Origin of the sequence: Aerococcus sp. Group 1 (assembly GCF_000193205.1) — a bacterium.
GTDB classification, from domain to species: Bacteria; Bacillota; Bacilli; order Lactobacillales; family Aerococcaceae; genus Aerococcus; species Aerococcus urinae_A.
Map to the genome: position 1 here is coordinate 843883 of NC_015278.1, position 26612 is coordinate 870494.

Genomic DNA, 26612 nt, shown 5'->3' on the forward strand with positions numbered 1-26612 from the left:
CCCCTTATCCATTTTCTTGCATTGCTTTTTCATAGAAACGATCGATATCTTCATAATAATGATCAAAGGCTTCTAAGTCATCATTTGGCACATCAAACTTCATGGTAATTAATTGGTTAAAAATATCAGCCTTAGCGATGTAAGACATGGGCATCCCCCATTGAACCAATTGTTGGCAGCGGGAATGTAGATAGAGAATTACATCTAACATCTTGGCTTGCTTAGCAATCGGCACCGCTTGGTCGATTTCGTGGAAGGTGTTTTGTTGTAAGAAACCCAAACGAATAATTCGTGCGGTTTGCAGGGTCAATTTTTGCGAATCAGGTAAGATATCTGAACCAATTAATTTAACGATTTCATTTAATTCATCTTCTTCGTGGAGTAGGGCCATCATTTGTGAGCGGTTTTCCACGAATTCTTCGGAAACCTGTTTATTATACCAAGCCGTTAAGTCATCCACGTATTGAGAATAGGAATTCATCCAGTTAATGGCTGGGTAGTGACGGGCATGGGCCAGGTTGGCATCCAGTCCCCAGAAACAGCGGACAAAACGCTTGGTGTTTTGGGTCACGGGTTCAGAGAAGTCCCCACCTTGAGGGGAGACCGCCCCGATAATTGACACTGAGCCATTGTCGTGGTTGAGGGTTTCCATGTCGCCGGCTCTTTCATAGAAGGTTGCGATTCGGCTAGCCAGGTAGGCAGGATAACCTTCTTCAGCTGGCATTTCTTCCAGACGGCCCGATAATTCACGTAAGGCTTCTGCCCAACGGGAAGTGGAGTCGGCCATAATGGCTACATCATACCCCATATCCCGATAGTATTCAGCAATGGTTAGGCCGGTATAAATGGAAGCTTCCCGAGCTGCCACGGGCATATTGGAAGTGTTAGCGATTAAGACGGTCCGTTCCATTAATGGGGCGTTAGAACGCGGGTCAATCAGTTTAGAGAAATCTTCCAAGACTTCGGTCATTTCATTGCCCCGTTCCCCGCAACCAATATAGACAATGACATCGGCATCAGCAAACTTAGCGATTTGGTGTTGCATGGTGGTTTTTCCGGTACCGAATCCACCTGGGATGGCCGCTGTCCCACCCTTAGCAATCGGAAAGACAGTATCAATAATCCGTTGCCCAGTGAGAAGTGGGGTAGTGCTTTCCAGTCGCTTAGCCACAGGTCGTGGGGTACGGATGGGCCATTTTTGATAGGCCTTGACTTGGTATTCCTCACCATTAAATTGGCGGATAGTCGCTAGAGTTTCTTCAATGGTATAAGACCCAGGAGCCACCACATCAACGACTTCACCTACCACAGAATTAGGCACCATAATTTTATGTTTAATGGCTTGGGTTTCTTGCACTTCAGCAATCACGTCCCCAGCAGATACTTGGTCTCCCACCTTAACGGTCGGGGTGATCTGCCAAGCCTTTTGACGGTCAAGCGAGTCGACGTTGACTCCTCTTTTAATATAGAAACCACTGGCTTCAGCGATATCCTCTAGGGGCCGTTCAATCCCATCATAAATATTATTTAAGAGACCAGGGCCGAGCTCTACTGTCATGGCTGAACCACTGCCATAGATGGGTTCGCCTGGTTTTAAGCCGGCGGTCTCTTCGTAGACTTGGAAGGTGGTTTTGGCTTGGTCGATACGAATCACTTCGCCCACTAAGCGACTCTTACCGACATGGACCAATTCTTGCATGGAAAAATCGGTATTACCCTTGACGGTAACAATGGGGCCATTAATGGCATAAATTGTATTTTCTCCCATCGATTAATCAGCCTCCTTAATGACAAAGTTTTCTTTGAGGCGGTCAAGAAAGGTTAAGAAGGAGTAATCCACCAAAATTTGGCGTTCTCTTAACACCGCCCGAATGCCGCCCATGAAGGGACGGTCAGAAATAATGATAGGGTGGGAAGCATAACTTTCTAGTTGACTTCTTAAATGACTATCATTTTCATCGATGTAAAGGTCGTATTTTTCACGACCTGCGTAGGCTTGAATATTAGTCAGCATTTTTTTCAACTGTTCAATATAAGCCTCACTCTTTTGGTAGTCTTCGATTTGCTTAGTGAAGGTTTGGAAGAGAGTCAATTTCATATTCTCTTCGGTTAAGAACAATTCCCGTTGTTGGTTAATTTGAATTTGGGAAATGGCCTTATTATTTTCTTTGCGTAAGGCTTCTTTCTCGTTAACTAAGCGGTGAGCAAAAGTGTCATCGGTTTGTTCTTGAAAAGTTTGAAAATCATCTTCTAAAGTTTCCCGGTATTGGTTAATTTGTTGGTCAATTTCAGATTGGCTTTGTTGGGTCACTTGATCCTTAAAATAAGCCATTTTTTCTTCAAGTTTCATACTAGGCTCCTCTCCTAAATGGATATCCCAATGGCACGCTGGATGGTGTCAGCGATTGAGGATTGTTCGGATGCATATTCATTGGGGCCTAACATCTCTACAATCAGAGGTGTTGAGCGGTTGAATCGCACCTCATCGACTAGGTCTTGGTGGTCAGCAATCAGCTTGGGCGAAATCATCAAAACACCAATATCATTTCTTTCCAAGACTGCTTGAAAAGCCTCTTCAAATGAATCTTGGTCCTTAATCAAGACGCCATCAACGCCCACCAGTTTCATCCCGGTTAAGGAATGCACATTATCACTAATGAAATATTGTTTCATTAAAGTTGACCTAGGATAGAGAAGGAAACAATTAAACCGAAGAGGGAGATACCTTCAGCCAAACCAACAAAGATCAATGAACGACCAAAGATGGATGAGTCTTCACTAATGGCACCAAGGGCTGCAGAAGCTGAGTTAGATACGGCAATACCAGCACCTACACAGGAGAGACCAGTAGAGAGGGCAGCACCGATAAAACCTAAGCCACGGGCTAAGCCGTCACTAGCAGCTCCTGCTTGTTCACCAGCCGCAAAGGCAACTTCTGGGTGGTAGGCAATAATTAAGGCAATAGCAATCCCTGAAACAAGAGCAAAGACGTTCCAAGCGAGGGTTTTCTTATAACGTTCCCGACCGGCATGACCTAAGAAATAGTAAGCGCCAGGGAGGACAAAAGCAACAATAAAAGTTAAGACAATCGTTAATTTAAGCATAGTAGCAATAGACATTTTCATTCTCCTTTTTTAAAAAATTAAATTGAATTCAATCGACAACTTATGAATTATGACTTGGTGGTCGATGACCAGACACTCTTGAACTCAATCCCGTCGCCCTTGTAGAAATGACTGAAGAGTTCATAGAATTCTAGCCGTAAGACTTGGATAAAGACAACCAAACCTTCGAAACCAGTGACGAAGAGGTTACCTAAAATAAAGACCAACCAGTTAGGGTTATTACCTTCTAGATTGGCAAACATTAAAACAATCCCCATCATAACCCCGTGGCTGATGGCAAAGGCACCCACCCGGACAAAGGAAATGGTATTAGAAATAAAAGATAATAAGGTTTCAAAAGCTTCAAAGAACACGGTAATTAATTGAATCACAATCCCATCTTCGTTGTCAGCTTTTTTCTTTTCAATAAAGTTAATGATTTGTTCCTTAAAACCGATGCAGAGTAAGGATATAACCATAATGGCAATGATGATTCCTAGGGCAGGTAAGGAATGACCAGTCATATAGAGGACCAAGGTTAAAACCATTAATCCGTAGAAAATCAGTCCCATGAGGCCATTGCGGTCGAAGATGGCTTCTAATTTTTCGCCTTCTTTAAGCCGTAAGACAAAATTCATCAGCATGGTTAAGAGAATTAAAAACATCCCAAAGCAAACCGAAACCACAAAGACCGTGTTTAAAGTCCCAAAGAAAGGCACATTGGTCATGGCCTTACTTGGACTCAACCAGATGGGTTCAATAATCTTGTCTTCAATCCCAAATACAGAGCCGTACAAGAAACCAAAAAGCATCGATGAAATACCCACTGGTAAGAACATCTTGGCCATGGCAACTTTAGGCAGATGGTAAGAGGCTAAGCCCAGTAAAAAGAGTAAGAGCCCGTGGCCCACGTCACCAAACATGGCCCCAAACATTAAGGAATAGGTTACCGCCACTAAGGGTGTAGGGTCCATCTCTTCATAATTGGGGGTCCCATACATCTTAGTGATCATGCGAAAGGGTTTGGTAAAGAAATTATTTTTTAACTTCGTGGGTGGTTCGATATTATCTTCATCACTATCATCTTCAATATAGATGGTCACATTGGGATCATCCTTGACGTCGTTAACTAAAGACTTGGCATCATCTTCATCCATCCAGCCGATTAAGAGATAGCGGGTTTCTTTCTTAGCAAATTCATTTCGGGTAATGGCTGCATAACGGCGGACGCCAAAGGCCTTGGATAACTTATGGAGACGTTGTTTAGCTTCCAGTAAGTTGTCTCTTACGGGGAGGAGGAAGGCCTTGAGCTTGGTTTCAAGGTCTCCTTGCATCTTCTTAAGTTTTTGGATTTCACCTTGGTAGCGGCTAAGAATCTCTTTAAAAGTTCCGCTTTCTTCAGGCAGGTAAATTCTTTGCCATGCTAAGGAGAAATACAAAGCGTCCACTCGTTGCCGGGCTTCGGCAGGCACAAAGTAAAGGCCATAAACATAGCCGTCTTCAGTCTTAGAAGGAATGAAGATGGAAGGAATCATATTATCGATATATTTTTTAAACTTGCGGTAGTTTGCTTCAGTAAAGCGACCAAAGCGAAACTTAATCTTTTCCATGGAAAGAATATCGGCTAAGTTATAATCGATTTCGGAAAAAGGCAGGTAGGTATGGTAGTCGGCCTCTAATTTTTCCAGTGATTCATTGACTTCATTTAATTGCCCTTGGACATCAGAGCAATCTTTTTCGACCTCTGTCACTAGACGCTTGATATAGTCAAAGTCTAAGTCGCGACAATCGCCTTCTAGCTCTTCTTCTTCATCACTAGTGATTTGTAATAAGTTACCAATCCGATCTGCCCAGGGTTGGTAGGGATCAGGACTGGTATAGGGTTTTAAAGTCTGAATTTCTGATAATTCCTTTAGCGTATTTTCTAAATGAATATCATAATGACTTAAGTATTGGTCAGCCATCCGGTCGATATCATCACGTGGACCAGATATGTTGACCATACTCATTTTTGTAATCATCCAAGGAACTCCTTTCAATTATGGAATGGCATAGTAACAGGGGATTGGTAGGCAATCGCTTCTACCTTCTCTTTGAGTAAGTCAGCTTCCAGTTCTTTGAGACTGAGATAGTCAAAGAGGGGCAAAACTGACTGCGGTAAACTCTTAGCAAAACGGTGTTCAATGGTTTTTAACCAAGCTTTTTGTTGCTTGAGGCCCACTACTTTATTTTCTCCACTCTTGAATAAATCTTGATAGCCCAAGTTGGTCAAGAGGTTGAAGAAACTGTTTTTGTCTTGGCTAGCCAAGAGAGCACTGATATTTGCTTCATTAAGGTAGCGGCCTGGGCTAAAGAGTTGCGACCGGATAAAGTTCTCATCCACCTTATAGTAGAATTTCAAACGAAAAATGGTCCGGATATTGGCTAAGTCCATCTCACTACCAAATAACTTCTTAAAGCGGGTCAGGGCCTTATCATTAAGTACCCGACTGGCCTTTTTCCAAACCAAGACCGCACAGTATTGTTCAAAGACGGTACTGATAATGTAATGGTTGTAGTCGTGGTCATGGAAATAATCATGGTAATCCTCAAAGAATTTACCGTAATCGGTATCTCTAAAGGTATCAATCGAATCAAGGACCGATGTCTTGGTAATTAGTTCACCGATGTGAAAGTGGCGGTGCTTTTCCAAGTAGTCAGTAAAGGGGTTAACGACAAAGGGCACCGATTCTTGGCGCTCCAAGCCTCTAAGTACCTTGGTGATAAATTCGCGTTCAAAACGAATCCCATAGACCGATAAGGCCGCCCGTTGTTCGAAACCAGAAAAGCGGTAGAGCTTGAGAAAGTCATAGCGCAAGCCCCGATCAATCAGTTCAATCAAGTTCTCCGCAGTGAGGTCAAGCTTATTCTGTTCGCTAGGCATCACTTGGTGGTAGGAAGGCAATTGGTCGAGAGCCTGGTAGAGGTCTGACAAGGTATAACCTGCTAAGCGGTCATCGATTTCTTCTGGAGTCAAGACGAGCTTGCCTTTCATGGCCCGGACCTTGGTGTTGATAGCGGTATAGTTAGTCATCGCCTGTCACTCCGAGGGCCTGTAATTGATTGAAGAAATCCTTGAGGTAGCTGTCTTGATCATGATCAACGAGTTGTTTGATTTGCTCCATTTGTCGGTTGTAGCTGGCTTGCAAGTCTTGGGTACGTTCCTCGCGTAAGTCTTGGTTACGGGCTTGGATCCTGGCTAATTCTTCGTCATATTTTGCTTGAGCTTGTTTCTTATAATCAGCTTTTTTTGGTCATAGTTTTGACGCAAGGCTAATTTTTCATCTTGAACACTCTCAAGATGACGATTGGCATCAACTTCCATATGGTGCAATTGCTCTATGATTTTATCCATCTATTCCACCATCCTTCTTTTTATTTTATAAGCACAAAGCCAGTTTGAGCTCTGCAATTCATTATAGGACAGAAGGCCATTAAAGTCATTTTTACCCGGGATTAAATCTTGCAAAAACAGTAAAAAGTCGACGTTCGCTGACGATTTTTGCATGGATAAAAATGATAGCGTTTTAGCTATTTGACATTTTTGGTCTCAGACGGATGAGAGTCAGCAAACTGATTTTTAGCTTAAAAAGCTGAGAAAATTAAAAATAAAAAGTAAAGATTTTGCGGACCAATAAGTAGGCGGTTAACGCCTAAGTCTTTCACTGTATTTAATGAAGGAAAAGGAGGGATAATTTGCAGGAAATCACTCAAGAAATACTCAGGGAGGCCTACCAAGCACGGGTGGATGATATCCATCTCTTGCCAGAAAAGGGTCTTTACCAAGTCTATTTCCGCCAAGAGGGAATCCTCAAGCCGGTGCGCCAGTTTGACTTAGACTTTGGAAGCCGCTGGATTCGCTACTTGAAGTATATTAGTCATTTAGATGTGGGCGAGCAACGTTTACCCCAAGAAGGGGCCTTGATCTACCAATTAGACCAGGGAGAAATTGAACTTAGGTTGTCTACCTTAGCCAACTACCTCATGCAGGAATCCTTGGTGATCCGTCTGCTCTATGACCAAAGTCAGTGGCAGTACAGTGAGCGAGAGGCTGAAGACTTAGAGGAGATGAAGAAATACCTTTATCGAAAAAGTGGACTCATGCTTTTCTCTGGCCCGGTGGCCTCGGGAAAGACTTCAACCATCTATCATCTCTTAAGAGAGGTCTACCAGGAACGCGCCTGCCAGGTGATCACCATGGAAGACCCGGTCGAAATTAAGGAGGCTAATTTCTTACAGATTTCAGTCAACCGCAAGGCAGGCTTGACCTATGAGCGTCTGATCAAGGCCAGTCTCCGCCACCATCCCGATATTCTCTTGATCGGTGAAATTCGTGATGAAGAAACTGCTCAAATGGTGATGCGGGCGGCCCTAACCGGGCACTTGGTGATTGCCACTATCCATGCCAAAAACTGCATTGGCGTTATTGGCCGCCTCAAGGAATTGGGACTGAGCCAAGAACAATTACTGCAAACGCTCTTATTTGTCGCTTCTCAGCGTCTCATCCCTGTCAAGGGAGAAGGGGCCTCGCGACAGCTCTTTTGTGAATGGATGAATGCCCGTATGTTGGCCCACTACCTCACTAAGGGAGAAGTGGCCAGTGACTTTAAGTCCTTAAATGGTAAATTGCAGGAGGCTTATACTCATGGAAAAATCTCAGGCGAAATGGTGGCAGCCTACCAATTGGAAGAAAATTGCTAATTACGAAATTACCTCTTCTTGGAATAAGGCGCTCCAAGCTGAAGTGCTTGCCTATATTGCCGACATGTTAATGGAAGGTTTTCAAATGATTGATATCTTTTCCTTTTTGGCTTCTCTCTATCCCAAGCAGGAGGAAACTTTTCAATCTATGGAAGCCTTATTAATTGAAGGGCATTTCTTCTATGAAACGACCGGAGAAATGAAATTGGCCAAGGATATCCAATTTCAAATCCAAGTTGCTGAACGCTGGGGTGATTTTGCCCCAGGACTAAAGACCATCAGTGCCTATCTCAAGGAGCGGGCCCGGCAGCAGGCGGCTATTAGGCAAAGTTTACGCTATCCGATTTTTCTGGTGCTTTTACTCTTAGTGATGCTACTGGGCATGCGGGGCTTTGTCTTACCACAATTTGACCGCCTCCAAGCCAGTCCAGACTCGGGTTTTTTAGGCTTACTCTTTTGGTGTTTGGAAAACCTGCCCTTACTATTAGGAATTTCTTTCCTAGTCTTACTGATCGCCTACCTACTTTTTAGAGTATGGAAGAAGAAAGTGGGTCCTTTGCTTCAAGCTCAGGCCTTGGTCAAAATCCCCTTATTCGGCCGGCTCTTGCGGCTTTATTACACTTATTACTTTGCTTATGAATTCAGCCAGCTTTTCCAAGTAGGTTATTCCATCAAGCAAATTATAGACACCTTTAGCCAGCAAGAAGAAGTTCCTTTCCTCTATGACTTCGGTCACTACCTGGCTCATTCTTATGAAGAAGGTCAGGCTATTGTGGGCCAGTTGGAGGCAGTAAATATTTTTACCCGAGAATTTCCAGCCATAGTCCACCAGGGCGAGCTACTGAGTCAATTAGCTCTCAAAATGCGTCTCTACAGTCAGCGCTGTTTGAAGAATTACCAAGACCAGGTCAAACTTTTCATGCACTGGATCCAGAATGGCCTATTTATCGTGATTGCTCTATTTATCGTAACCATTTATCTAATGTTGATGCTACCCATGTTTAATATGATAGGAGAGATACCAGGATGATGAATGTATTAACAAATCAAGCCAATCGAATGATGTCAAAATTAGGCCTTCATAAGCGGGAGGGCTTTACTCTTTTAGAAATGATCGTTGTCCTCTTTATTTTAGGCCTACTGATCTTACTCTTCTTACCTAATATCATGAACCAAAGAGATAAGGCCCAAGAAACCGGAGACGAGGCCCTGGAGCAGACGGTAAAAACCCAAATGATCCTCTACAAAAATGACCATGACGGCCAAGAGGGGACCATTGACCAATTGGTAGACGGAGATTACTTGAGCCGTGAACAGGCTGACCGTTTTAATGCCTTATCAGCTGAATAAGAATGAAAGTTAAACAAGCCCGGGCTAAGGCAGGGATGACCCTTTTATCCATGGTTTTAAGCTTATTTATTGTGGGGGTGATCTTTACGGTGACCATGATTCAAAGTCAAAAAGCCAGTCAAAATTTAGCGATTGATACCTGCCTCCAGGAAATTTTACAGAGCTATGAAGCTTGTCAGAAGGAGGCCATTATCAAGGGCGAATATTACTATTTATATTTTCTCTCTGACCAGGTGCGGATTATGCAGGCTAAGGAAGGACAAGATCCCTATATTAAGGATATTATTCTCTTACCCAGAAATACCCGGATCCAGTCTTACCAGAAGGTCAGCATCCAACCTGGAACCGGCTATATCCAGCCACGAACGGTGACCCTCCGCTATCCTCAAGGGCGTTACCGAATCAAATTTCAATTAGGAGTGGGCAAGTATGTGGTGGAAAAACGTCAGGACTAAGGACGGTTTTATGCTGGTAGAAGCCCTAGTTTCTTTATTTTTAATTGCTTCCTTTGTGTCTCTCTTTGTCACTATGATTCCCTTACAGACCAGGCACTTCAGCCGCCAGCAAGCTGCCTTAGATCAACAAGAAGCCCTTTACTGTGAAATCCTAGCTAGTATAGGACAAGAAAAAACCAGCCAAGTGGACTTTATCCAGGGGACCGCAATTGAAGCAGTCCTGGCCTTAGCCTTATTCTTTATGATCCAATCCCTCTTTGTCCTGGTGGTCGAAGTGGAAATTAGTCATTACCAAGCAGTCAAGGATATCCAGCAAGATGATTGGGGCGTTTTCTTGATGCAACTTCAAAGGGAAGCCCGCCATAGTCAACTCAATTGGGCGACGGGTACCCGCTTAAACTACCAGCTGGCGAGTGGTCAGCAAATCCAGATGGAGTATTACAGTAACCAAGAATCTTCTATGATCCGCCGCTTGGTCTCTGGTCGCGGCCACCAGCCCTACCTGATGGGGGTAGACTGGGTAAATTTCACCATGGTAAATTCCCACCAAGTTAAGGTAAGTTGCCGTTTGGCTGACCAAAAGGAATACCAGGCACTGATTTCCTTTAGAGGGGAGGCTGGGGAAACTGAAAGTAATTAAGAATAAGTCTGGTTCCATTCTCTTTTATTCTCTGTCTCTTCTCTTTATTCTGAGCTTACTATCGCTGGCTAGTCTCAAGCTCTACCAAGTCAACATCACCAATATGCGGACAGTAGCGGAAGGCTACCTGGCCCATAGTCTGGCAGAAATGGCCTACCAACATGAATACTTGAAAATTGAAGACCAGGTAGAAAGTGAAATGGAAGCCAAGTATGAAGACCGCCTCGCTAAAGAAGAGAAAAGGATCGAAAAAGCGATCCAAGATAAGGAGGAAGAGGCCCAGCAAAAAGAGCGCGAGGAACAAGAAGCAAGATTAAAGGAAGACAAGGAAAAACAGAATCAAGACCAAGAGGTGTATGAACCAATTGCTTCATTAAATAAGGAGTACTTGGCAGCCATAATCGATCAAGGTAAATTGGATATATCTGATCCTGACCAAGTCTATCTTATCCACGTTAATACTGATTCGAAATCAGAAGAGTTCTTAGTTAATGGACCTGCTCTAGAAGAGATGCTGGAGAATGAGGATAAGGAGACAGAAATCTTACTCGTCAATGTCTATCCAAACTATGACCAGGCCCAAGAAGATCTGGAAGCTAGAGCAGCAGAAGAAGAAATTTCCAGGGAGGAAGCTGCATTAGAGGAAGATTTAGCTGAAGAAAAAGTTGAGGAGCTTTCTCCTGAAGAAGAAAAAGATCAAGAGAAGGCCAGGCAAAAAAGAATGGTTGAAGCCAAAGAAAAAGAGCTCAAGCAAGTCAAAGCTGAACTTAAAGACAAGCAGGGAAAGGAGACCAGTCAGAAGGTCAAAGACCAACGAGCCAATTTAAAACTCAATAAACGTTTTAACTTTAACCTCGGACAAGTTGACTACTACACTCAAAATGACCAGCAACACTGCCGAGTAAGAATCTATGCTAGTGATAACATCTATGATTTAACTTTTTAGTTAAAAGTGTGACAGTCACAAAAAACAAAACCGATGGAGTAGACTTTAATTAGAATATTTGTTTTAAAGAAGGTTGTGGTTCAATCCACAGCCTTTTTGCACTATAAAACTCAACTGATTTTCTACAAAAACTGTTAGGCAAGTTAAGCGAAGAGGCATCAAATAAACTTTATAAAATATTTCTCCCAACTTGTGGTAGAATGGAGTGTACGATTGACATTACTTACTCAGTAAATAAGGAGGAATTATTGTGGAAGAACGTATCAAAAAGCTCCAAGCGAGTTTGCAAGAAGAAAGTTTGGGCGCTTATTTAGTGACCGATTCTTATAACTTGCGCTACATGACTGGCTTTACTGGGACAAGTGGACTAGCCTTAGTAACGACCAAGAATGCTTACTTTATTACCGATTTTCGTTACACCGAGCAGGCTAAGCTCCAGTGCCAAGGCTATGAGGTCATAGAAGCAGGAGGTTCTGCATCACATTCTTCCCCCTTGCGTTTGATCCAAGAACTGCTCCAAGAAAATGGTGTCAACCAATTAGGCTATGAAGAACAACATGTGACAGTAGCCCAATTCGACGACTTTGAGAATGTTTTAGAAGTCCAATTGGTACCTGCTTCCGGAATGATTGAAGTCCTCCGGCAAATCAAAGACGCTGACGAGATTAACAAAATCAAAAAGGCTTGTGAAATCACCGATAAGGCCTTTGAATATATCTTGGGCTACATTAAACCGGGGATCAGTGAAATTGATATTGCCAATACCCTAGACTTTAAGATGCGGGAATTTGGGGCCAGTGGGATTTCCTTTGACACCATCGTCGCTTCAGGTAAACGTTCAGCCATGCCTCATGGGGTAGCAACAGACAAATTAATCGCCAATCACGAGCTAATTACCATTGACTTTGGTTGCTATTACCAAGGTTATTGTTCCGACATGACTCGGACCGTGGCTGTGGGACAAGTGGATTCCACTTTAGAGAAGATCTACCAAATTGTTTACGATGCTAACCGTATGGCCCAAGAAGCCCTGAAACCCGGTATGACCGGCCAAGAATTGGACGCTATTGCTAGAGACTATATTGAAAGTCAAGGTTATGGTAAGAACTTTGGGCACTCTCTCGGTCACAGCATTGGTCTTGAAGTCCACGAAGCGCCCATGGCTGGACCTAACAGCAAAAACATCCTAAAGGCTGACCAATTTATTACCGATGAACCTGGGATCTACTTGGAAAACTTAGGCGGGGTCCGGATTGAAGACGACTTACTTATTCATGAAGACGGCAATGAGTACATCACTAAATCCCCCCGGGAATTGATTGTTTTGTAAAATATCAAGCAAGTTAGGAAAATGAACCAGTCTATGCTATAATAGATATGATTTCAAGAAAAAAGGAGATAAAGAATGATAACAACAAATGACTTTAAAAATGGCTTAACGATCCAAGACGGTGGTAACTTATATCGGATTATTGAATTCCAACACGTGAAACCAGGTAAGGGGTCTGCCTTTGTCCGTTCTAAATTAAGAAACCTGCGTTCAGGTGCCGTGACTGATAAGACCTGGCGTGCGGGTGAAAAAGTGGAAACCGCCCACATCGATTCTCAAGAAATGCAATACCTCTATGCAGCAGGGGATTCTCATGTTTTCATGGATACTACAACCTTTGAACAAATTGAAATTCCAACCGAAAAAATCGAAAACGAATTAAAATATTTATTAGAAAATATGATCGTTTCCGTCGTTTCCTTTGAAGGTGAAGTCATTGGTCTGGAAGTACCAAACACCGTGGAACTTGAAGTAGCCGAAACTGAACCATCTATTAAAGGAAATACCGCATCAGGCGGTAGCAAACCTGCTACTATGGAAACCGGCTTAGTTGTTAACGTGCCATTCTTTGTTAACAAAGGGGATAAACTAGTCATTAACACCAACGACGGCGAATACATCTCCCGGGCTTAGATCTAAGTAAAAATTATTTTTATCATCATATATCGTTGATGATTATTTGACGAAATATTTTTTGTTAAATATTTTTAAGCAGAACGAATGCTTGCCAACACTATTTGTTTAGGAAAAATAATAAATCCTTTTGTCTATCTCATTAAGAATTATGTCATGAAGAGAGGCGATAATATGACAACACCAACAGCAAACGATGCTCTTCCCCATGAAGTGGATGCTAAGGGAAGTATCAATATAGCTCCAGAAGTGATTGAAACCATAGCCCGCATTGCTTGTGAGCATATCGAAGGCGCGCTACCCATCAGTGAATACCAAGGCTCGTTCCAAGCCTTCTTTTCCAAAGCCAATAGTGTCCGACTCTATAATGACGAGTCAGGCCAAGTGGTCGTTGAAATGGCGGTAGTGAGTGAATATGGTCGCGATATTCCTAAAACCATGCTGGCCTTACAAAAGCATGTTAAGGAAAGCATTTATGAAATGACAGATATTCTGGTAGACCAGGTTAATGTTGTGGTTTGCGATCTCGCCATTTGGGAACAGTAGTAAGGTGGCAATAATGAATTTAGGATTATCACAAATACGTGAGTTAGCGGTATTAACCCTTTACCAAGAGGCCATGGTACCGGAAAGCACTAAGGAAGAGAGCTTTGCATACTTATTAGCTAATCTTGATGATTTGGAAGATCAATTGAGCTATGAAGAAATTGACCAAGAACAATTGGATCAATTGAAGAGTCAAGGTCTGCCTTTGGAGAAGAGCCAGGGACAAATGAAGAGTAATAAACGCTTCAACCAAGCACCTGTCTCAGAAGACGAAGAGCTCAGCTTACCACCTTATTATCAAGAACTTTTAGATCGGATTGCCTCCCACCAAGAAAGTGTTGACCAAGCCATTGAAGACCACATCCAAGGCAAGTGGTCGCTCAACCGCTTGGAGGCGATGAACTTGGCTATTTTAAGGGTAGGCGCCTATGAGATTCTTTATGGGGACCATGACCGAGTACCGGGAGTCGTCGCGGTCGATGAAGCCATTCATCTAGCTCGCCGCTATTCCGATGAAGCTTCCCGCCGCTTTATCAATGGGGTCCTCTCCAGTATCTTAGCTACAGTTGAAGACAAGCAGCCAGAAGAAAAGCTCTGATTAAGATCGCCGAGCCTCCCATCAATTCCTTTTCTTAACTAAATATGTGTTTTAATAGTTAGCCCTGACCGCCACTTGGCCAACCATAGCAGGTAGTATTATCTATCAGTCTTGGTTGACTCCCGTGGTTCAGGGCTTTTTTGACCTGTTTTCCTGACTTTTGTTTTAGGCGAAATTCTTATATACTTAGTGGTAAGAGAATTTGTAAAGTGAATGGAGCGATAACATGCAAGCATTGCAAGCGAAGACGATTACAGAGCCCCTGAAGGCTGACTTGAGCCAACGGGTGCAAGCCTTAAAAGCCCAAGGTATTCAGCCACGGATGGTCACTTTCCTAGTGGAGAGTGATGAGGCCAGTGCCGCTTATGCCAAGGTCAAGGGCCGTCTAGCGGAAAAATTAGGGGTGATTTATGATTTTATCTCCCTAGCAGAAAGAACTACCACCCAGACCCTGGTCCAAGCCATTAAAGAGAAAAATGCTGATTCCAATGTCCATGGGATTATGGTGGAAATGCCCCTGCCCAAGCATATCGATGAACAGGCAGTTATCGAAGCCATTGCCCCAGAAAAAGACTTGGATGGCCTCCATCCCCTCAACCTGGGTTACTTATTAAAAGGAACCCCTAAGATGATTCCGAATACAGCGCTCTCTGCCTTGCGTTTAATTGAAGCTTCTGGAGTCAAGATTGCGAGTAAGCAAGCCGTGGTTATCGGGCGCAGTAATATCGTTGGTAAGCCCTTATCCCAATTACTTCTCTCTCGCCACGCCACAGTCACCGTCTGCCACTCCCACACGCAAGATTTAACAGCCATTACTCAAGCGGCCGATATCCTTTGTGTGGCTATCGGTAAGTCCCACTTTATCCAAGCTGATATGGTTAAGGAAGGAGCGGTAGTCATTGACATTGGAACTAATTATGATGAAAACGGGAAAGTTAGTGGGGATGTGGATTTTGAAGCCTTAGAAAGTAAAGAAGGTTTCTTGACCCCGGTTCCAGGTGGGGTAGGTCCCTTAACGACAACCCTGATCTTTGACCAATTAATCCGCGCCATAGAAATGAGTGTTACTAATGAATGATGCCCAAGACCAGTATCTCTCGGTCTCGCAATTAACCAAATACATTAAGGCCAAGTTTGACCGCGACCCCTACATGCAAAGTGTTCATTTGGTGGGTGAGGTGTCAGGCTTCCGTAACCGGGGCAAGAATAAGCACCAGTATTTTGGCCTTAAGGATGACGATGCTTATATTTCAGCCATCATCTTTCGGGGGACTTTTTCCAAGCACAATTTTGACTTAGAAGATGGGATGAAGGTCCAAGTTATCGGCAGACTAAGCCTCTACGAAAAAACCGGCCGCTATTCCATTATTATTGACCATATCCAGCCAGATGGGATCGGTCAATTTTATGTCCGCTTTGAACAATTGAAGCAGAAACTAGGCGAAGAAGGATTATTTACTTTTGAAGCCAAGCCCATTCCTAAGTACCCCAAGCGGATTGCCGTAGTGACTTCACCCTCTGGAGCTGTGATCCGGGATATTATTACAACCGCCAGACGCCGCTATCCTGTTGTTCAAATTGTCCTCTATCCAACTGTGGTCCAAGGCCAAGAAGCGGCCAAGAGTATTGTGAGAAATATCGAGCGCGCGGACTCAAGTGGTGCCTATGACACCATTATTGTGGGCCGGGGTGGGGGTTCGATTGAAGACTTGTGGTGTTTTAATGAAGAGGAAGTCGTCCGGGCTATTGCAGCCTGCCAAACCCCAGTGATTTCTTCCATCGGCCACGAAACCGATACCACCTTATCCGATTACGTCAGTGACCAGCGGGCAGCGACCCCAACGGCAGCAGCTGAACTGGCTACTCCTGTCCTCAATGACCTAGTCTTTACCATTAACGACTATAAACAGCGGCTGATCCAAATCCAACTCAACCGCTTGAACTATTTCAAACAACGTTTAGAGCAGGTCAAGTCATCCTATTTATTTAAGCAACCGGAAAAAATGTACGACGGTTATCGACTCAAGTTGGCTGACTTGGATAGCCGTTTAAATGACCTGGTATCCAACAAAGTTTACCAAGAAGAGCGTCGACTGAGACAGATTCAATCTGAATTACAAGGCTTGAGCCCCAAGGTATTAGTCCTTGAAAACAAGCACAAGTTGGCTAGTCTAGGCGAGTCTTTACGTCAGGGTCAAGGCCAACTCCTGGAACGCAAACACTACCAATTACAGCAATTGGCAGGCAAGTTAGACCTCTTATCCCCTCTCAAGCGTTTATCGGGAGGCTACGTTTACTTAAGCAAAAACCAAGTGCCGATAGAATCGGTGGACCAAGTCGCTATTGGTGATAAGGTCCAGCTCAGACTGGCCGATGGTTACTTAAATAGCCAGATCATTGGGTCTAAGAAAGAAGCCCTGCAGCCATTACAAAATAAGGAGAATGATAATGAATAGTAAGATTGAGGAACTAAGCTTTGAAGAAGCCCTAAAGGAACTCGAAGGGATTGTGGCCCAACTACAAAACGGCGATATTCCCTTGAAAGAATCTATGGACGCCTTCCAAAGAGGGGTCAAGCTGTCTAACTACTGTAGCCAAAGCTTAGAAAAAGCTGAAAAGACCATGGCTAAACTCATGAATGACCAAGATGAATTAGAAGAATTTGAAGTTGCCAAGGGAAATGAGGACCAATAATGGATTTGAAGAGCTTCCGCCACAGTATTGATAAGGACTTAGAAGCGGCCTTAATCGCTCATTTAGGTCAGGATAGCCAGGACAGTCTCCTGGCTTCCATGCGCTATTCATTAGAGAATGGGGGCAAGCGCCTCCGTCCTAGTCTTTTATTAGCCACGCTAGCCAGTTTTAACTATGATTATCATCTAGGCCTGGCTCCAGCTTGCGCGGTGGAATATATCCACACTTATTCACTCATCCATGACGATTTACCTGCTATGGACAATGATGACTATCGCCGGGGCCAACTGACCAACCATAAGAAGTTTGACGAGGCTACCGCTATCCTAGCGGGGGACGCCTTACTGACCCTGGCTTTTGAAGTCTTGAGCCAGAGCCAGGAAGAGACTGACCCTCAACTTAAACTCGAATTAGTTCAACTTTTAGCCCAAGCGGCTGGTAAATCTGGCATGGTGGACGGACAAGTTCTGGACATGTCCAGTGAAGAAAAGCATCTGACCATCGAAGAACTGAAAAACCTGCATGGAAAGAAGACTGGTGCCTTGATCCACTTCGCTATCATGGCAGCGGCACTGATTATGGACCTTGACCAAGCTGCTCAAGACTCCCTAGCAAGCTATGCCCACCACTTTGGCATCGCTTATCAAATTCAAAATGACCTCCAAGAAGTTATGTGGAACGATGAAGAGCGGGGCAAGAAATCGCATGGAGATCAGGACAGTGATAAGAATACCTATCCTAGTCTCCTGGGTAAGGAAGGAGCCTTAGAAGCCTTAGCTAGTGAAGGTCAAGCCTGCCAGGCAGCCCTGGATCAATTAAGTCAACAAGTGGAAAACTTCGATCCGCAGTTATTAGGGGACTTTCTCAATTACCTCAGCATGGATTATGGAAAGGGATAATCATGACAAAAGAACGTGCAGATATTATGGTGGTCCGCCAAGGCCTAGCTGATTCCAGGGAAAAAGCCAAACGCTTAATTATGGCGGGAAAGATCTATAATGAAAAACAAGAACGGATTGACAAGGCTGGCGAAAAAATCCCGGTAGAGACCGTCTTAGAAAGAAAAGGACATGAAATCCCTTATGTATCCCGGGGTGGTTTTAAATTAGAAAAAGCCATCAAGCAATTCGATTTAGACTTTACCGGATTGAATGTTTTAGATATTGGCTCTTCTACCGGGGGCTTTACTGATGTCGCTTTACAGAATGGAGCGGTCCACTCCTATGCCTTGGACGTGGGGACCAACCAATTGGATTGGAAAATCCGTAATGATGACCGGGTGACCGTGATGGAGCAGACCAACTTCCGTTACAGTCAACCGGAAGACTTCACCGAGGGCGTGCCAGACATTGCGGTTATTGACGTCTCTTTTATTTCCTTAAAACTGATTCTCCCACCCCTCAAGACCATCCTAAAAGACCAGGGGTGGGTAGTGGCCTTAATCAAGCCTCAATTTGAGGCGGGTAAGGACAAGGTAGGCAAGAAAGGACTGGTTCGGGACAGCAAAACCCACCAAGAAGTCATTGAAATGATCTTCCAAGCGGCCACTGAACTGGGTTACGATGTCTTAGACCTGACCTATTCACCCATCACCGGAGGAACTGGAAATATTGAATTTCTGACTCTGCTAGAAAACCACCGCGACCAGAGTTATTCAGGGACAATTTCAGACCAAGTCAAGAGCCAGGAAGTCGTCCAAGCTGCCCACCAACAATTTCACTAGAAAGGAATAGGGGTCATGTTACAAAATATCGTCATTGAAAATTTCGCCATTATTGACCAAGTAACCATTGACTTTGATGAAGGCATGACAGTTCTCACCGGGGAAACTGGGGCCGGAAAATCAATAATTATTGATGCTTTGGGTCTCTTAGCTGGCGGACGGGGTTCAGTGGACTTTATCCGCTATGGGACCAAGGCCCTAAAACTACGGGGAATTTTCTATCTGCCAGATTTTTCAGAGTCAGGGCGAGACTTTCTCCAAGACCAAGGGATTCCTTTTGATGATGACCAACTTCTTATCACCCGGACCCTGGACCAAAAGGGAAGAAACACCATCAAGGTCAATGGCGTGCCCTTAACCGTGGCCCTGCTCAAAGAATTGGGCGATTATTTACTAGAAATCCATGGGCAAAATGAACACCAAAGCTTGCTCGATCCTAAAAACCATTTAGATCTCTTAGACCAATATGCCGGCAACCGGATTGCTCAGGAAAGGGAAGCCTACGATAAAGACTATCAGAATTACCGCCAGGCTAAAAAGGCAGTCAAGGACTTTGCCTTAAATGAGCAGGAAGTAGCCCAACGTTTGGACTTACTGAAGTTTCAGCTCAATGAAATCGACCTAGCCCAATTGGTCGAGGGGGAGGATGAGGAATTAAAAGAAGAACGGCAAAAATTACAAAGCTATCAGAATATAGTCTCATCCCTAGGCCAGAGCCTTAATGCCCTGTCAGAAGGCCAGGGCAATGCGGTGGACTTACTGAGTGAAGCCAGCCAAGCTTTAGGTCAAATTGAAGACCTGGATAGTGACTACAAGGCCTATTATGAACAAGCCCAGTCCGCCTATTATAGCATCCAAGAATTGGCCTACAGCATCCGTGACAACTTAGACGCCATGTCCTATGATCCCAAACGTTTGGACCAAATTGAGGAACGTTTAGCGACTATTGACCAATTAAAGCATAAGTATGGCAAAAGTATCAGCGAAATCCTGGCTTACTATCAAAAATCACAAAAGGACTACCAAGCCCTACAAGACCGAGAAAGCCATCAAGAAGAATTAGAAGCTGCCTTTAAAGCAGCCAAGCAAGCCATCGCAAAGTCCGCTAAGGCCCTCCACCAAAAGCGTTTAAAGGTAGCTAAGGAATTAGAAAGCGCTATTGAAGAACAATTGGCCGACTTATACATGCAAAACACCCGCTTTGCCGTGCATTTTGAACAAAGAAAAAGCTTTGGAGCTAGCGGAGCCGACGACGTAACTTTCTATATTCAGACTAATCCCGGTGAACCCTTGAGACCCTTACATAAAATTGCCAGTGGCGGGGAACTGTCCCGGATCATCTTAGCCATTAAAGCCATTTTGCAGGCCAGTCGACCGACTTCAACGGTTGTCTTTGACGAAGTCGATACGGGGGTTAGTGGACGGGTAGCCCAGGCTATTGCCAACAAGATGTTTGAGATTGCCTTGTCTGCCCAAGTGCTCTGTATTTCCCACCTGCCCCAAGTGGCTGCCATGGCTGACCAGCAATTACATATTTCTAAAGTCAGTCGAGATGACCAGACGAAAACGCAGGTTAGACGCTTAAGTGAAGAGGAACGGATTGGTGAAATTGGACACATGACTACCGGAGAAGTGATGACTGAGTCCAGTCGTCAAGCCGCTCAAGATCAGTTAACCCAAGCGCAAGCCTACCGTAAGCAAAGAAGGCAAGACCATGAAGAAGACTAAGTTAATTTGTATTGGGGGTCCCACCGCTGTGGGGAAAACCGCCCTAAGTATTGAACTGGCCCAACATTTTAAGGGACAAGTCATCAATGGAGACGCCATGCAGGTCTACCGGGGCTTAGATATCGGAACGGCCAAGGCGACCCTCAGTGAACGCCAGGGGGTTCCCCATCATTTGTTAGATATTCGATCGGTCGATGAGCCTTATACGGTGGCTGATTTTAAGCAAGACGCTCGGAAGGCAGCCCAAGAAATCAGTGCAGGAGGAGACTTGCCGATTTTAGTAGGGGGAACAGGGCTCTATCTGGAAGCCTTTCTCTATGACCTTTCCCTAGGAAATCAAGTCCAACCTCAGCTTGATTTTAGGCAAGAAATGGAAGACTTGGCTAAAAAGCAGGGTAACCAGGCCCTCCACCAAAAGTTAGCTGACTTAGACCCCCAAGCGGCCCAAAAGATCCACCCTAACAATGTCAAGCGGGTGATTCGGGCGCTCGAAGTAGGAACCTTTTCCAACCAGCTGTTTTCTCAAGCCAAGGAAACCCATAGCGACCACCAGAGCCCCTATGACTTTTATTTTATTGGTCTAAGCTGTGACCGCCAACGCTTATATGAGCGGATTAACCAGCGGGTGGACCTGATGGTTGACCAGGGTCTCTTAAAAGAAGCCCAGTGGCTAATGGACCAAGAACTCGATCCCAAAAGTCAAAGCCTACAATCCATCGGCTATAAAGAAGTTTTCCCTTATCTAAAAGGGGAAGAGGATTTAGACACCAGCCTCAATCGGCTGAAAAGAAACTCGAGGCGTTATGCCAAACGCCAGCTGACCTGGTTGAAAAACCGCATGGACCAGGTCCATTGGTATAATTTAGTTGAAGGAGAGGATAGCTTAGCTAGTGTTATGAGTGATGTAGCAGCTTTCCTAGGCGAGTAGAAAAAGAAAGGAGCTTTCTATGCCAGAAAATGTTTTAATTATCGGGTTACAGCTCCCTCAAACCACCGACCTGCGTTTTACCATGCAAATGGATGAATTAGCGGCCTTGGTTGAAACTGCGGGCGGTCAAGTGGTTAGCCGGCAAAGTCAGAAACGCGACCAGGAGGATGCCCGCTATCTGATTGGAAGTGGGAAGGTTAGAGAAATCCATGACCTGGCCCAGGAGCTAGACATTGATTTAGTGATCTTTTACCAACAATTATCACCCTCACAAAACCGTAACCTCCAAGCGGCCATTGATTGTCCCGTCATTGACCGGGTCCAATTAATCTTAGATATCTTTGCCAGCCGGGCAACTTCTAAGGAAGGGAAGTTGCAGGTGGCCTTGGCCCAAAATGAATATCTCTTGCCCAGACTGGCTGGGATGGGGACAGTCTTATCCCGACTGGGTGGGGGAATTGGTACCCGGGGACCTGGGGAGACTAAGCTGGAACAAGACCGGCGCGTTCTCCGTAATGAAATTCAAAAAATCCGCCATGAATTAAAAGAAGTGGAAAAGCAAAGAGAATTAACCCGGGAACGCCGGCAAAAATCAGGCCTCTTTAAAATCGGCCTCTTAGGTTATACCAATGCCGGTAAGTCCACCATCATTAACGCTCTGACCGATGCGCAAACTTACCAGGCGGACCAACTTTTCGCTACCTTAACGCCCCTCACTCGGAAATTTTCTCTGCCCAATCATTTCGAAATCACTTTAACGGATACGGTAGGCTTTATCCAAGACCTGCCGCCTATGATTATCGATGCCTTCCACTCAACCCTGGAAGAAAGTCGCAATGTGGACCTGTTAATGATAGTTGTGGACGCCTCATCACCCTTTGCCTTGGAACAAGAAGAGGTGGTGAACCAGTTGCTAGAAGACCTAGACATGCAAGATCTCCCCAAGCTCTATATCTATAATAAGCGCGACCAAGTTGAGCCAGGCCAGCAAGTCTTGACCCCTTCAAGTCCTCATCTCTTGATATCGGCCCAGGATGACCAGGATATAGAAACCTTGCGCCAAGCCATTGTTGACCAGGTCAAGACCATCTATCAGCCCTTCGCTGTCCAGGTGGCTCCCCAAGCGGCTAATGAATGGTTAGGCTGGCAGAACCGTTTCTATATTGAAAGTTTTGAATTTGATAAGGACAGTGAATCTTATCAGATTATGGGCTATAAACCTGACTACCTTCCACTTCCTAAAAGTGAATAAAAGAAAAAAGCTGGCAGAATTGATCTACCAGCTTTTTAACTTGCTTGAGTGTTTATTTATCCACTCACTTATCTCGAGAGCGAGATTCGAACTCGCGACCCACGGTTTAGAAGACCGTTGCTCTATCCAGCTGAGCTACCCCGAGAACTAACAACTCTTATATTCTACTCAATTCCAGCGGATTTTGTCAAGGCTTTATGCTAATATGGTAGCAGAATCCAAAGAATGTTTCAAAAAGATCAAGAAGGAGAGCTGATAATGAGCAAATTGCTAATTGTAGAGGATGACCCCATGATCCAAGCAATGTTAGGGGAGAAATTAAGACTCGAAAATTATCACTTCCAACCGGCTTATTCAGCTACAGAAGGCTTACTCTACATAGAAAGAGAAAGCTTTGATTTAATATTGTTGGATTTAATGCTTCCGGGGATGACGGGGGAGGAATTTCTCAGTCAGCTGCGTCAAGCAAATGACGTTCCCGTTATTGTTCTCTCAGCTAAGGATTCAATCCTAAGTAAGGTAGAGGTACTTAAAGCGGGCGCTAATGACTACATGGTTAAACCCTATGATTTGGATGAACTAGTCGCTCGCATTGAAGTGCAGTTAAAAAATAGGGCCTCTGTTTCTTCTACTGGGTCGGAAAAGTTTTCCTATCAAGGGTTATGCTTAGACCGTCTTAATCAGACCATCTCCTATCAAGGAAAGGAAGTCCGACTAACTCAACGGGAACGGGCCATTTTGATGCTTTTATTGAAATACCCCAAACGCATCTTTACTAAACAAGAAATCTATGAAGCTGCTTGGCAAGAAAGCTATTTGGGGGATAATAAAACCCTTAGTGTCCATATTTCCAACCTGAGAAAGAAACTTAAGCAAGCCAGTGATAGAGACTGGATTGAGACTATCTGGGGCTTGGGCTTTCGCCTATAACGCTTAGCTAAAGCTAGAAGGTGAAAGGTCAACGGGTCTCTTTTTCTTTGAACTTTCTTTGCTATTTCTTTATTCATTTTGAGACTTCATTGCTTATAATAAGTCAAGAAAAAAGGGAAAGGAAAGTACTCTATGGCAAATACAGCAGTTCAAACTGACCACTTGTGTAAGTATTATGGTAAGCAGAAGGCTCTAGACCAAGTGTCAATCCAAGTTAAAGAAGGGGAAATCTATGGACTGATTGGTCGAAATGGTGCTGGGAAAACCACCCTCCTAAAAATTTTAAGCCAGCAAATCAAAGCAAATTCAGGTTCCTATTCTTTCTTTAATGAAGCAGTTAAAAATAGCAACCAGGACTTGCGCTTAGGAGTAATGGTTGATGGGCCAGGCCTTTATCCTCACCTATCGGCTCATGACAACCTCCAACTTAAGTGTGAAGCGATGGGAATCCGCAGACCAGATTATGTGCGGAAACTTTTGGATTTGCTTGACTTAAGTGGAGTCAAAAATAAAAAACCAAGGCCTTTTCCCTGGGGATGAAGCAGCGATTGAGTCTAGCCCTAGCCTTAGTCGGGGATCCGGATATCTTGCTCTTGGATGAACCGACGAATGGTTTAGATCCTCAAGGAATTGCGGATTTTAGGCAGATGATCCAACGACTCAATCAGGAAAGAGGGCTCACTATTATTATCTCTAGTCATATTCTTAGTGAACTCTCCCGAATGATCGATAAGATTGGGATCATCCATGAAGGACGCCTTATCAAGGAAGCCAGCAAGAAAGAAATGGAAAAAGAAAATCGCAACAAATTAGTCCTGACTAGCCAGCACCTGGACCAAATCCTAGTCTATCTAGAAGAAAAGCTCGCGCTTAAGGACTTCTTGGTAGTCGATGAGCAGACCCTTTATATCTATGAATACTTGGACCAGTCTGAGAAAATTTCTCATAGCTTGATTAGAGCGGGGCTTCTCTTTGATAGCTTTAGCTACCAGGAGAATTCCTTGGAGGATTATTATATTCAATTGACAGGAGGGAGCCAAGATGCTTAATTTTATGCGTTTTGATCTGAAGAAAATGTTTAAAAGTCCTGCCTTCTATATCGGTTTTATTTTTATCTTTGCCTTAGGGATTTTTGGCACCCATGTGTCCCAGCAGAGTGGTTACGGCCAGCCTTATGAGCTTTACAGGGAGACACAAGAAAAAAGGCAGGCGGAAAATGAGGAGAAGCAAGCCAGGGAAAGAAGTGATGACCAAGCAGGGTTAGAAATTTCTCCAGCGCCAAGCCCCACGCTTGACGAAGAAACGTATCAAGCCTTGCAAGAAGAACATTATGCCAACTACAAATTGGATCGTGCTTGCTGGGGATTTATGGTCAATATGACTAAGTATTCATGGGTTTTCTTTGCTCTTTTTCTAGGCTTGGACTTCTTTTCGGGCTATTTGAAGAACCTACTTCCCCTAGAAAAGGCCAGGCAGTCCTGGCTCTTTTCCAAGCTGGGCCTGGCTCTCACCTATGGACTAATCTCCTTATGGCTGGGTCTAGTCTTCGGTACTTTGACAACCTTTATGTCTGGGCAAGACTTCACGGGTTTGGATTTTATTAGCTTAGCCAAGCATTTTGTTTTAATTGAATGCCTGCTGGTTTTCATTATGGCTCTTACCAGCACGATTATCCTCCTTAGTCAAAGTCGGACGGTTAGTGTCGTGTTTGCTATCTTAATTTCTCTTGGTCTCCTGGCTTCCTTGCTAGGGGCTTTGAGCAATTTAGTTGATCTGTCCTTAGGGGAATGGATTTACAGCATCCGTTACCAGAGCCTCGACTTTAAAGAAACGGAGCCAATCCTCCCTCTCCTATGCCTAGCCTTTAGTCAAATCTTATTGGTTTCTGCCTTTAATAATTATCGCATTCAGAAAATGGATTTTCACTTTGGTTACTAGGATGAATAGAAGAGAATCTCTGCTAGCTTCTCATTTTTAATAGAAAAGGAGCAGAGAATTTTTCTATACTAGTGAAAAAAGAAAGGGAAAGAAATGGTGCTATATCTCCTATTATCTCTACTTGTCATTCTTGGGCTGGTCACCTACCTCTATCTGAGTCAGAAGGAAATTACCTATATTAGCCAGCAATTAGCTGACATTCACAAGAGAAAAACTAACAAACTCTTAAGGCAGCGGGTCTATAGCCCAGCCTTTAACCAGCTGGTAGAGCGAATAAATGCGGGCTTGACCCAAGAAAGGGAGCTGCGCTTGACCTTGGAAAAGAAGGAAAGGCTGCAACAAGAATTCTTGACTAATCTTTCCCATGACCTCCGAACCCCACTGACTTCCATCAAAGGCTATATCCAACTCTTGGAAATTGCCCAATCGCAAGCCGACCGTGATCACTATTTGTCTATTTTATCGGGGCGTCTAGGGCGTTTAACGCTTTTATTGGACCAGCTTTTTGCTTATATGACCATTGAAGATGATGATTATCCTCTGCACATAGAGAGGATTGATTTGAAGGAAGACTTAGTCACTCATTTCTTAGCTTACTATGACCAGTTTCAAGGGCAGGGAATGGACCTAGACTTTACTTTGAGTGATCAACCTGTCTATATTCTTGGCGACCGCAATCTTTTGCAGCGGGTCTTTGAAAATCTCATCAAAAATACTCTCAAGCATGCTTACCGCAAGGTCCAGGTAAGCCTAGATAAGCAAGGGCGTTTAGTGCTAAGAAATGATCTAGCAGAGCCCTTATCCCTCCCCGCCAAAGACCTATTCCAACGTTTTCAGTCAGGTCATGATCAGAGCCCGTCTAACACTTCTGGTTTGGGACTTAATATTGTACAAGCAGCTCTCAAGAAAATGGGAGCCACAAGTGTAACAGAGGCTTGCGACCACCAGTTTATACTAAAAATAGACTTTTCGGGGACAGTGGTGAAGGACTAGAATTTAAAAGCAGGTACAGCTGACTTCTCTCTGTTCTTTTCTTCACAAAGATAGTATGATTAACTTGTATAAGTAAGCGTATAC

The 26612-nt window shown here is 44.1% G+C and carries 30 protein-coding genes, 1 tRNA gene and 1 pseudogene; 23 read left to right on the plus strand and 9 right to left on the minus strand.

Translation table 11 applies throughout. The features are described from left to right. Nucleotides 1-4 precede the first annotated feature (4 nt). Genes HMPREF9243_RS03905 through HMPREF9243_RS10465 form a run of 8 tightly spaced genes read right to left on the minus strand, consistent with a single transcriptional unit; the run spans nt 5 to nt 6498 of the window. A complete protein-coding gene (locus tag HMPREF9243_RS03905; protein ID WP_013668775.1) occupies nt 5-1768 on the minus strand; it encodes a V-type ATP synthase subunit A in 1764 nt (587 codons plus the stop codon). Nucleotides 1769-1771: 3 nt separating this feature from the next. Continuing rightward, a complete protein-coding gene (locus tag HMPREF9243_RS03910; RefSeq protein ID WP_013669506.1) occupies nt 1772-2350 on the minus strand; it encodes a hypothetical protein in 579 nt (192 codons plus the stop codon). Between the two features lie 14 nt (nt 2351-2364). Further along, complete coding sequence (locus tag HMPREF9243_RS03915) at nt 2365-2673, minus strand: V-type ATP synthase subunit F (RefSeq protein ID WP_013669182.1); 309 nt, start codon at nt 2671-2673, stop codon at nt 2365-2367. Then, nucleotides 2673-3119, minus strand: coding sequence for an ATP synthase subunit C (locus tag HMPREF9243_RS03920; protein WP_013668672.1), 447 nt, complete (start codon nt 3117-3119; stop codon nt 2673-2675). Before HMPREF9243_RS03920 ends, HMPREF9243_RS03915 begins: the two co-directional genes overlap by 1 nt. Nucleotides 3120-3172: 53 nt before the next feature. Further along, nucleotides 3173-5125: a V-type ATP synthase subunit I gene (locus HMPREF9243_RS03925; RefSeq protein WP_013669830.1), complete on the minus strand. Its 1953-nt coding sequence runs from the start codon at nt 5123-5125 to the stop codon at nt 3173-3175. 14 nt (nt 5126-5139) lie between these two features. Then, a complete protein-coding gene (locus HMPREF9243_RS03930) occupies nt 5140-6177 on the minus strand; it encodes a V-type ATPase subunit (protein WP_013669267.1) in 1038 nt (345 codons plus the stop codon). Continuing rightward, nucleotides 6170-6292, minus strand: a complete 123-nt coding sequence (locus HMPREF9243_RS10855) for a hypothetical protein (protein WP_013669960.1) — start codon at nt 6290-6292, stop codon at nt 6170-6172. The genes HMPREF9243_RS03930 and HMPREF9243_RS10855 overlap by 8 nt, the downstream gene beginning before the upstream one ends. A gap of 50 nt (nt 6293-6342) precedes the next feature. Further along, nucleotides 6343-6498 carry a hypothetical protein gene (locus tag HMPREF9243_RS10465; protein ID WP_013669509.1) on the minus strand — a complete coding sequence of 52 codons (156 nt, stop codon included), beginning with the start codon at nt 6496-6498 and terminating at the stop codon, nt 6343-6345. A gap of 341 nt (nt 6499-6839) precedes the next feature. On the opposite strand from HMPREF9243_RS10465, the gene comGA reads away from it, so the two are divergent. From comGA to hflX, 18 genes are all read left to right on the plus strand, one after another. Next, a complete protein-coding gene (gene comGA, locus HMPREF9243_RS03935; RefSeq protein ID WP_013668662.1) occupies nt 6840-7844 on the plus strand; it encodes a competence type IV pilus ATPase ComGA in 1005 nt (334 codons plus the stop codon). After that, nucleotides 7789-8874 carry a competence type IV pilus assembly protein ComGB gene (gene comGB / locus HMPREF9243_RS03940; protein WP_041705962.1) on the plus strand — a complete coding sequence of 362 codons (1086 nt, stop codon included), beginning with the start codon at nt 7789-7791 and terminating at the stop codon, nt 8872-8874. Before comGA ends, comGB begins: the two co-directional genes overlap by 56 nt. Beyond that, nucleotides 8871-9194 carry a competence type IV pilus major pilin ComGC gene (gene comGC, locus HMPREF9243_RS03945; protein ID WP_013669287.1) on the plus strand — a complete coding sequence of 108 codons (324 nt, stop codon included), beginning with the start codon at nt 8871-8873 and terminating at the stop codon, nt 9192-9194. The genes comGB and comGC overlap by 4 nt, the downstream gene beginning before the upstream one ends. A 2-nt stretch (nt 9195-9196) precedes the next feature. Beyond that, nucleotides 9197-9649: a prepilin-type cleavage/methylation protein gene (locus tag HMPREF9243_RS03950; protein WP_013669999.1), complete on the plus strand. Its 453-nt coding sequence runs from the start codon at nt 9197-9199 to the stop codon at nt 9647-9649. Next, nucleotides 9624-10289 (plus strand): ComGF family competence protein, encoded by a 666-nt coding sequence (locus tag HMPREF9243_RS03955; protein ID WP_041705966.1) that lies wholly within the window; start codon nt 9624-9626, stop codon nt 10287-10289. The genes HMPREF9243_RS03950 and HMPREF9243_RS03955 overlap by 26 nt, the downstream gene beginning before the upstream one ends. A 103-nt stretch (nt 10290-10392) precedes the next feature. Beyond that, on the plus strand, nt 10393-11235 hold the full coding sequence (locus tag HMPREF9243_RS03960; protein WP_013668487.1) for a hypothetical protein: 843 nt from the start codon (nt 10393-10395) through the stop codon (nt 11233-11235). Between the two features lie 250 nt (nt 11236-11485). Continuing rightward, nucleotides 11486-12565: a Xaa-Pro peptidase family protein gene (locus HMPREF9243_RS03965; protein ID WP_013669159.1), complete on the plus strand. Its 1080-nt coding sequence runs from the start codon at nt 11486-11488 to the stop codon at nt 12563-12565. Between the two features lie 75 nt (nt 12566-12640). Beyond that, nucleotides 12641-13198, plus strand: a complete 558-nt coding sequence (gene efp / locus HMPREF9243_RS03970; RefSeq protein ID WP_013668769.1) for an elongation factor P — start codon at nt 12641-12643, stop codon at nt 13196-13198. A 174-nt stretch (nt 13199-13372) separates the two neighbouring features. Further along, on the plus strand, nt 13373-13744 hold the full coding sequence (locus tag HMPREF9243_RS03975; RefSeq protein ID WP_041705969.1) for an Asp23/Gls24 family envelope stress response protein: 372 nt from the start codon (nt 13373-13375) through the stop codon (nt 13742-13744). A gap of 13 nt (nt 13745-13757) precedes the next feature. Continuing rightward, the gene (nusB, locus tag HMPREF9243_RS09840; protein WP_013669089.1) at nt 13758-14342 is read left to right on the plus strand and encodes a transcription antitermination factor NusB; all 585 of its coding nucleotides are present in this window, start codon (nt 13758-13760) and stop codon (nt 14340-14342) included. Nucleotides 14343-14568: 226 nt separating this feature from the next. Next, nucleotides 14569-15420 (plus strand): bifunctional 5,10-methylenetetrahydrofolate dehydrogenase/5,10-methenyltetrahydrofolate cyclohydrolase, encoded by an 852-nt coding sequence (locus tag HMPREF9243_RS03985; RefSeq protein WP_013669800.1) that lies wholly within the window; start codon nt 14569-14571, stop codon nt 15418-15420. Beyond that, complete coding sequence (gene xseA, locus HMPREF9243_RS03990) at nt 15413-16798, plus strand: exodeoxyribonuclease VII large subunit (RefSeq protein ID WP_013669064.1); 1386 nt, start codon at nt 15413-15415, stop codon at nt 16796-16798. The genes HMPREF9243_RS03985 and xseA overlap by 8 nt, the downstream gene beginning before the upstream one ends. After that, on the plus strand, nt 16791-17036 hold the full coding sequence (locus HMPREF9243_RS03995; protein WP_013669827.1) for an exodeoxyribonuclease VII small subunit: 246 nt from the start codon (nt 16791-16793) through the stop codon (nt 17034-17036). The genes xseA and HMPREF9243_RS03995 overlap by 8 nt, the downstream gene beginning before the upstream one ends. Further along, on the plus strand, nt 17036-17935 hold the full coding sequence (locus HMPREF9243_RS04000; protein ID WP_013668634.1) for a polyprenyl synthetase family protein: 900 nt from the start codon (nt 17036-17038) through the stop codon (nt 17933-17935). Before HMPREF9243_RS03995 ends, HMPREF9243_RS04000 begins: the two co-directional genes overlap by 1 nt. A 2-nt stretch (nt 17936-17937) precedes the next feature. Beyond that, complete coding sequence (locus HMPREF9243_RS04005; protein WP_013669163.1) at nt 17938-18759, plus strand: TlyA family RNA methyltransferase; 822 nt, start codon at nt 17938-17940, stop codon at nt 18757-18759. A 15-nt stretch (nt 18760-18774) separates the two neighbouring features. Then, nucleotides 18775-20487 (plus strand): DNA repair protein RecN, encoded by a 1713-nt coding sequence (gene recN, locus HMPREF9243_RS04010; protein ID WP_013668779.1) that lies wholly within the window; start codon nt 18775-18777, stop codon nt 20485-20487. Continuing rightward, complete coding sequence (gene miaA, locus HMPREF9243_RS04015; protein ID WP_013669399.1) at nt 20474-21415, plus strand: tRNA (adenosine(37)-N6)-dimethylallyltransferase MiaA; 942 nt, start codon at nt 20474-20476, stop codon at nt 21413-21415. The genes recN and miaA overlap by 14 nt, the downstream gene beginning before the upstream one ends. A 19-nt stretch (nt 21416-21434) precedes the next feature. Next, complete coding sequence (hflX, locus tag HMPREF9243_RS04020) at nt 21435-22667, plus strand: GTPase HflX (protein WP_013669143.1); 1233 nt, start codon at nt 21435-21437, stop codon at nt 22665-22667. A gap of 71 nt (nt 22668-22738) precedes the next feature. On the opposite strand, the gene HMPREF9243_RS04025 is transcribed toward hflX, so the two are convergent. Further along, a tRNA-Arg gene (locus tag HMPREF9243_RS04025) sits at nt 22739-22812 on the minus strand. 113 nt (nt 22813-22925) lie between these two features. Between HMPREF9243_RS04025 and HMPREF9243_RS04030 the strand changes: the two genes are divergently transcribed. The 5 genes and pseudogenes from HMPREF9243_RS04030 to HMPREF9243_RS04045 all read left to right on the plus strand — a co-directional run bounded on the left by HMPREF9243_RS04030 (nt 22926) and on the right by HMPREF9243_RS04045 (nt 26528). Beyond that, nucleotides 22926-23597, plus strand: coding sequence for a response regulator transcription factor (locus tag HMPREF9243_RS04030; protein WP_013670090.1), 672 nt, complete (start codon nt 22926-22928; stop codon nt 23595-23597). A 132-nt stretch (nt 23598-23729) separates the two neighbouring features. Continuing rightward, a pseudogene (locus tag HMPREF9243_RS09845) lies at nt 23730-24148 on the plus strand (ATP-binding cassette domain-containing protein); the annotation flags it as partial. Next, on the plus strand, nt 24134-24646 hold the full coding sequence (locus HMPREF9243_RS09850; RefSeq protein ID WP_049776742.1) for an AAA family ATPase: 513 nt from the start codon (nt 24134-24136) through the stop codon (nt 24644-24646). The pseudogene HMPREF9243_RS09845 and the gene HMPREF9243_RS09850, both read left to right, overlap by 15 nt. Continuing rightward, nucleotides 24639-25535 carry an ATP synthase F0 subunit A gene (locus tag HMPREF9243_RS04040; protein ID WP_013668618.1) on the plus strand — a complete coding sequence of 299 codons (897 nt, stop codon included), beginning with the start codon at nt 24639-24641 and terminating at the stop codon, nt 25533-25535. Before HMPREF9243_RS09850 ends, HMPREF9243_RS04040 begins: the two co-directional genes overlap by 8 nt. A gap of 93 nt (nt 25536-25628) precedes the next feature. Next, nucleotides 25629-26528 (plus strand): sensor histidine kinase KdpD, encoded by a 900-nt coding sequence (locus HMPREF9243_RS04045; RefSeq protein ID WP_013669369.1) that lies wholly within the window; start codon nt 25629-25631, stop codon nt 26526-26528. Nucleotides 26529-26612 lie beyond the last annotated feature (84 nt).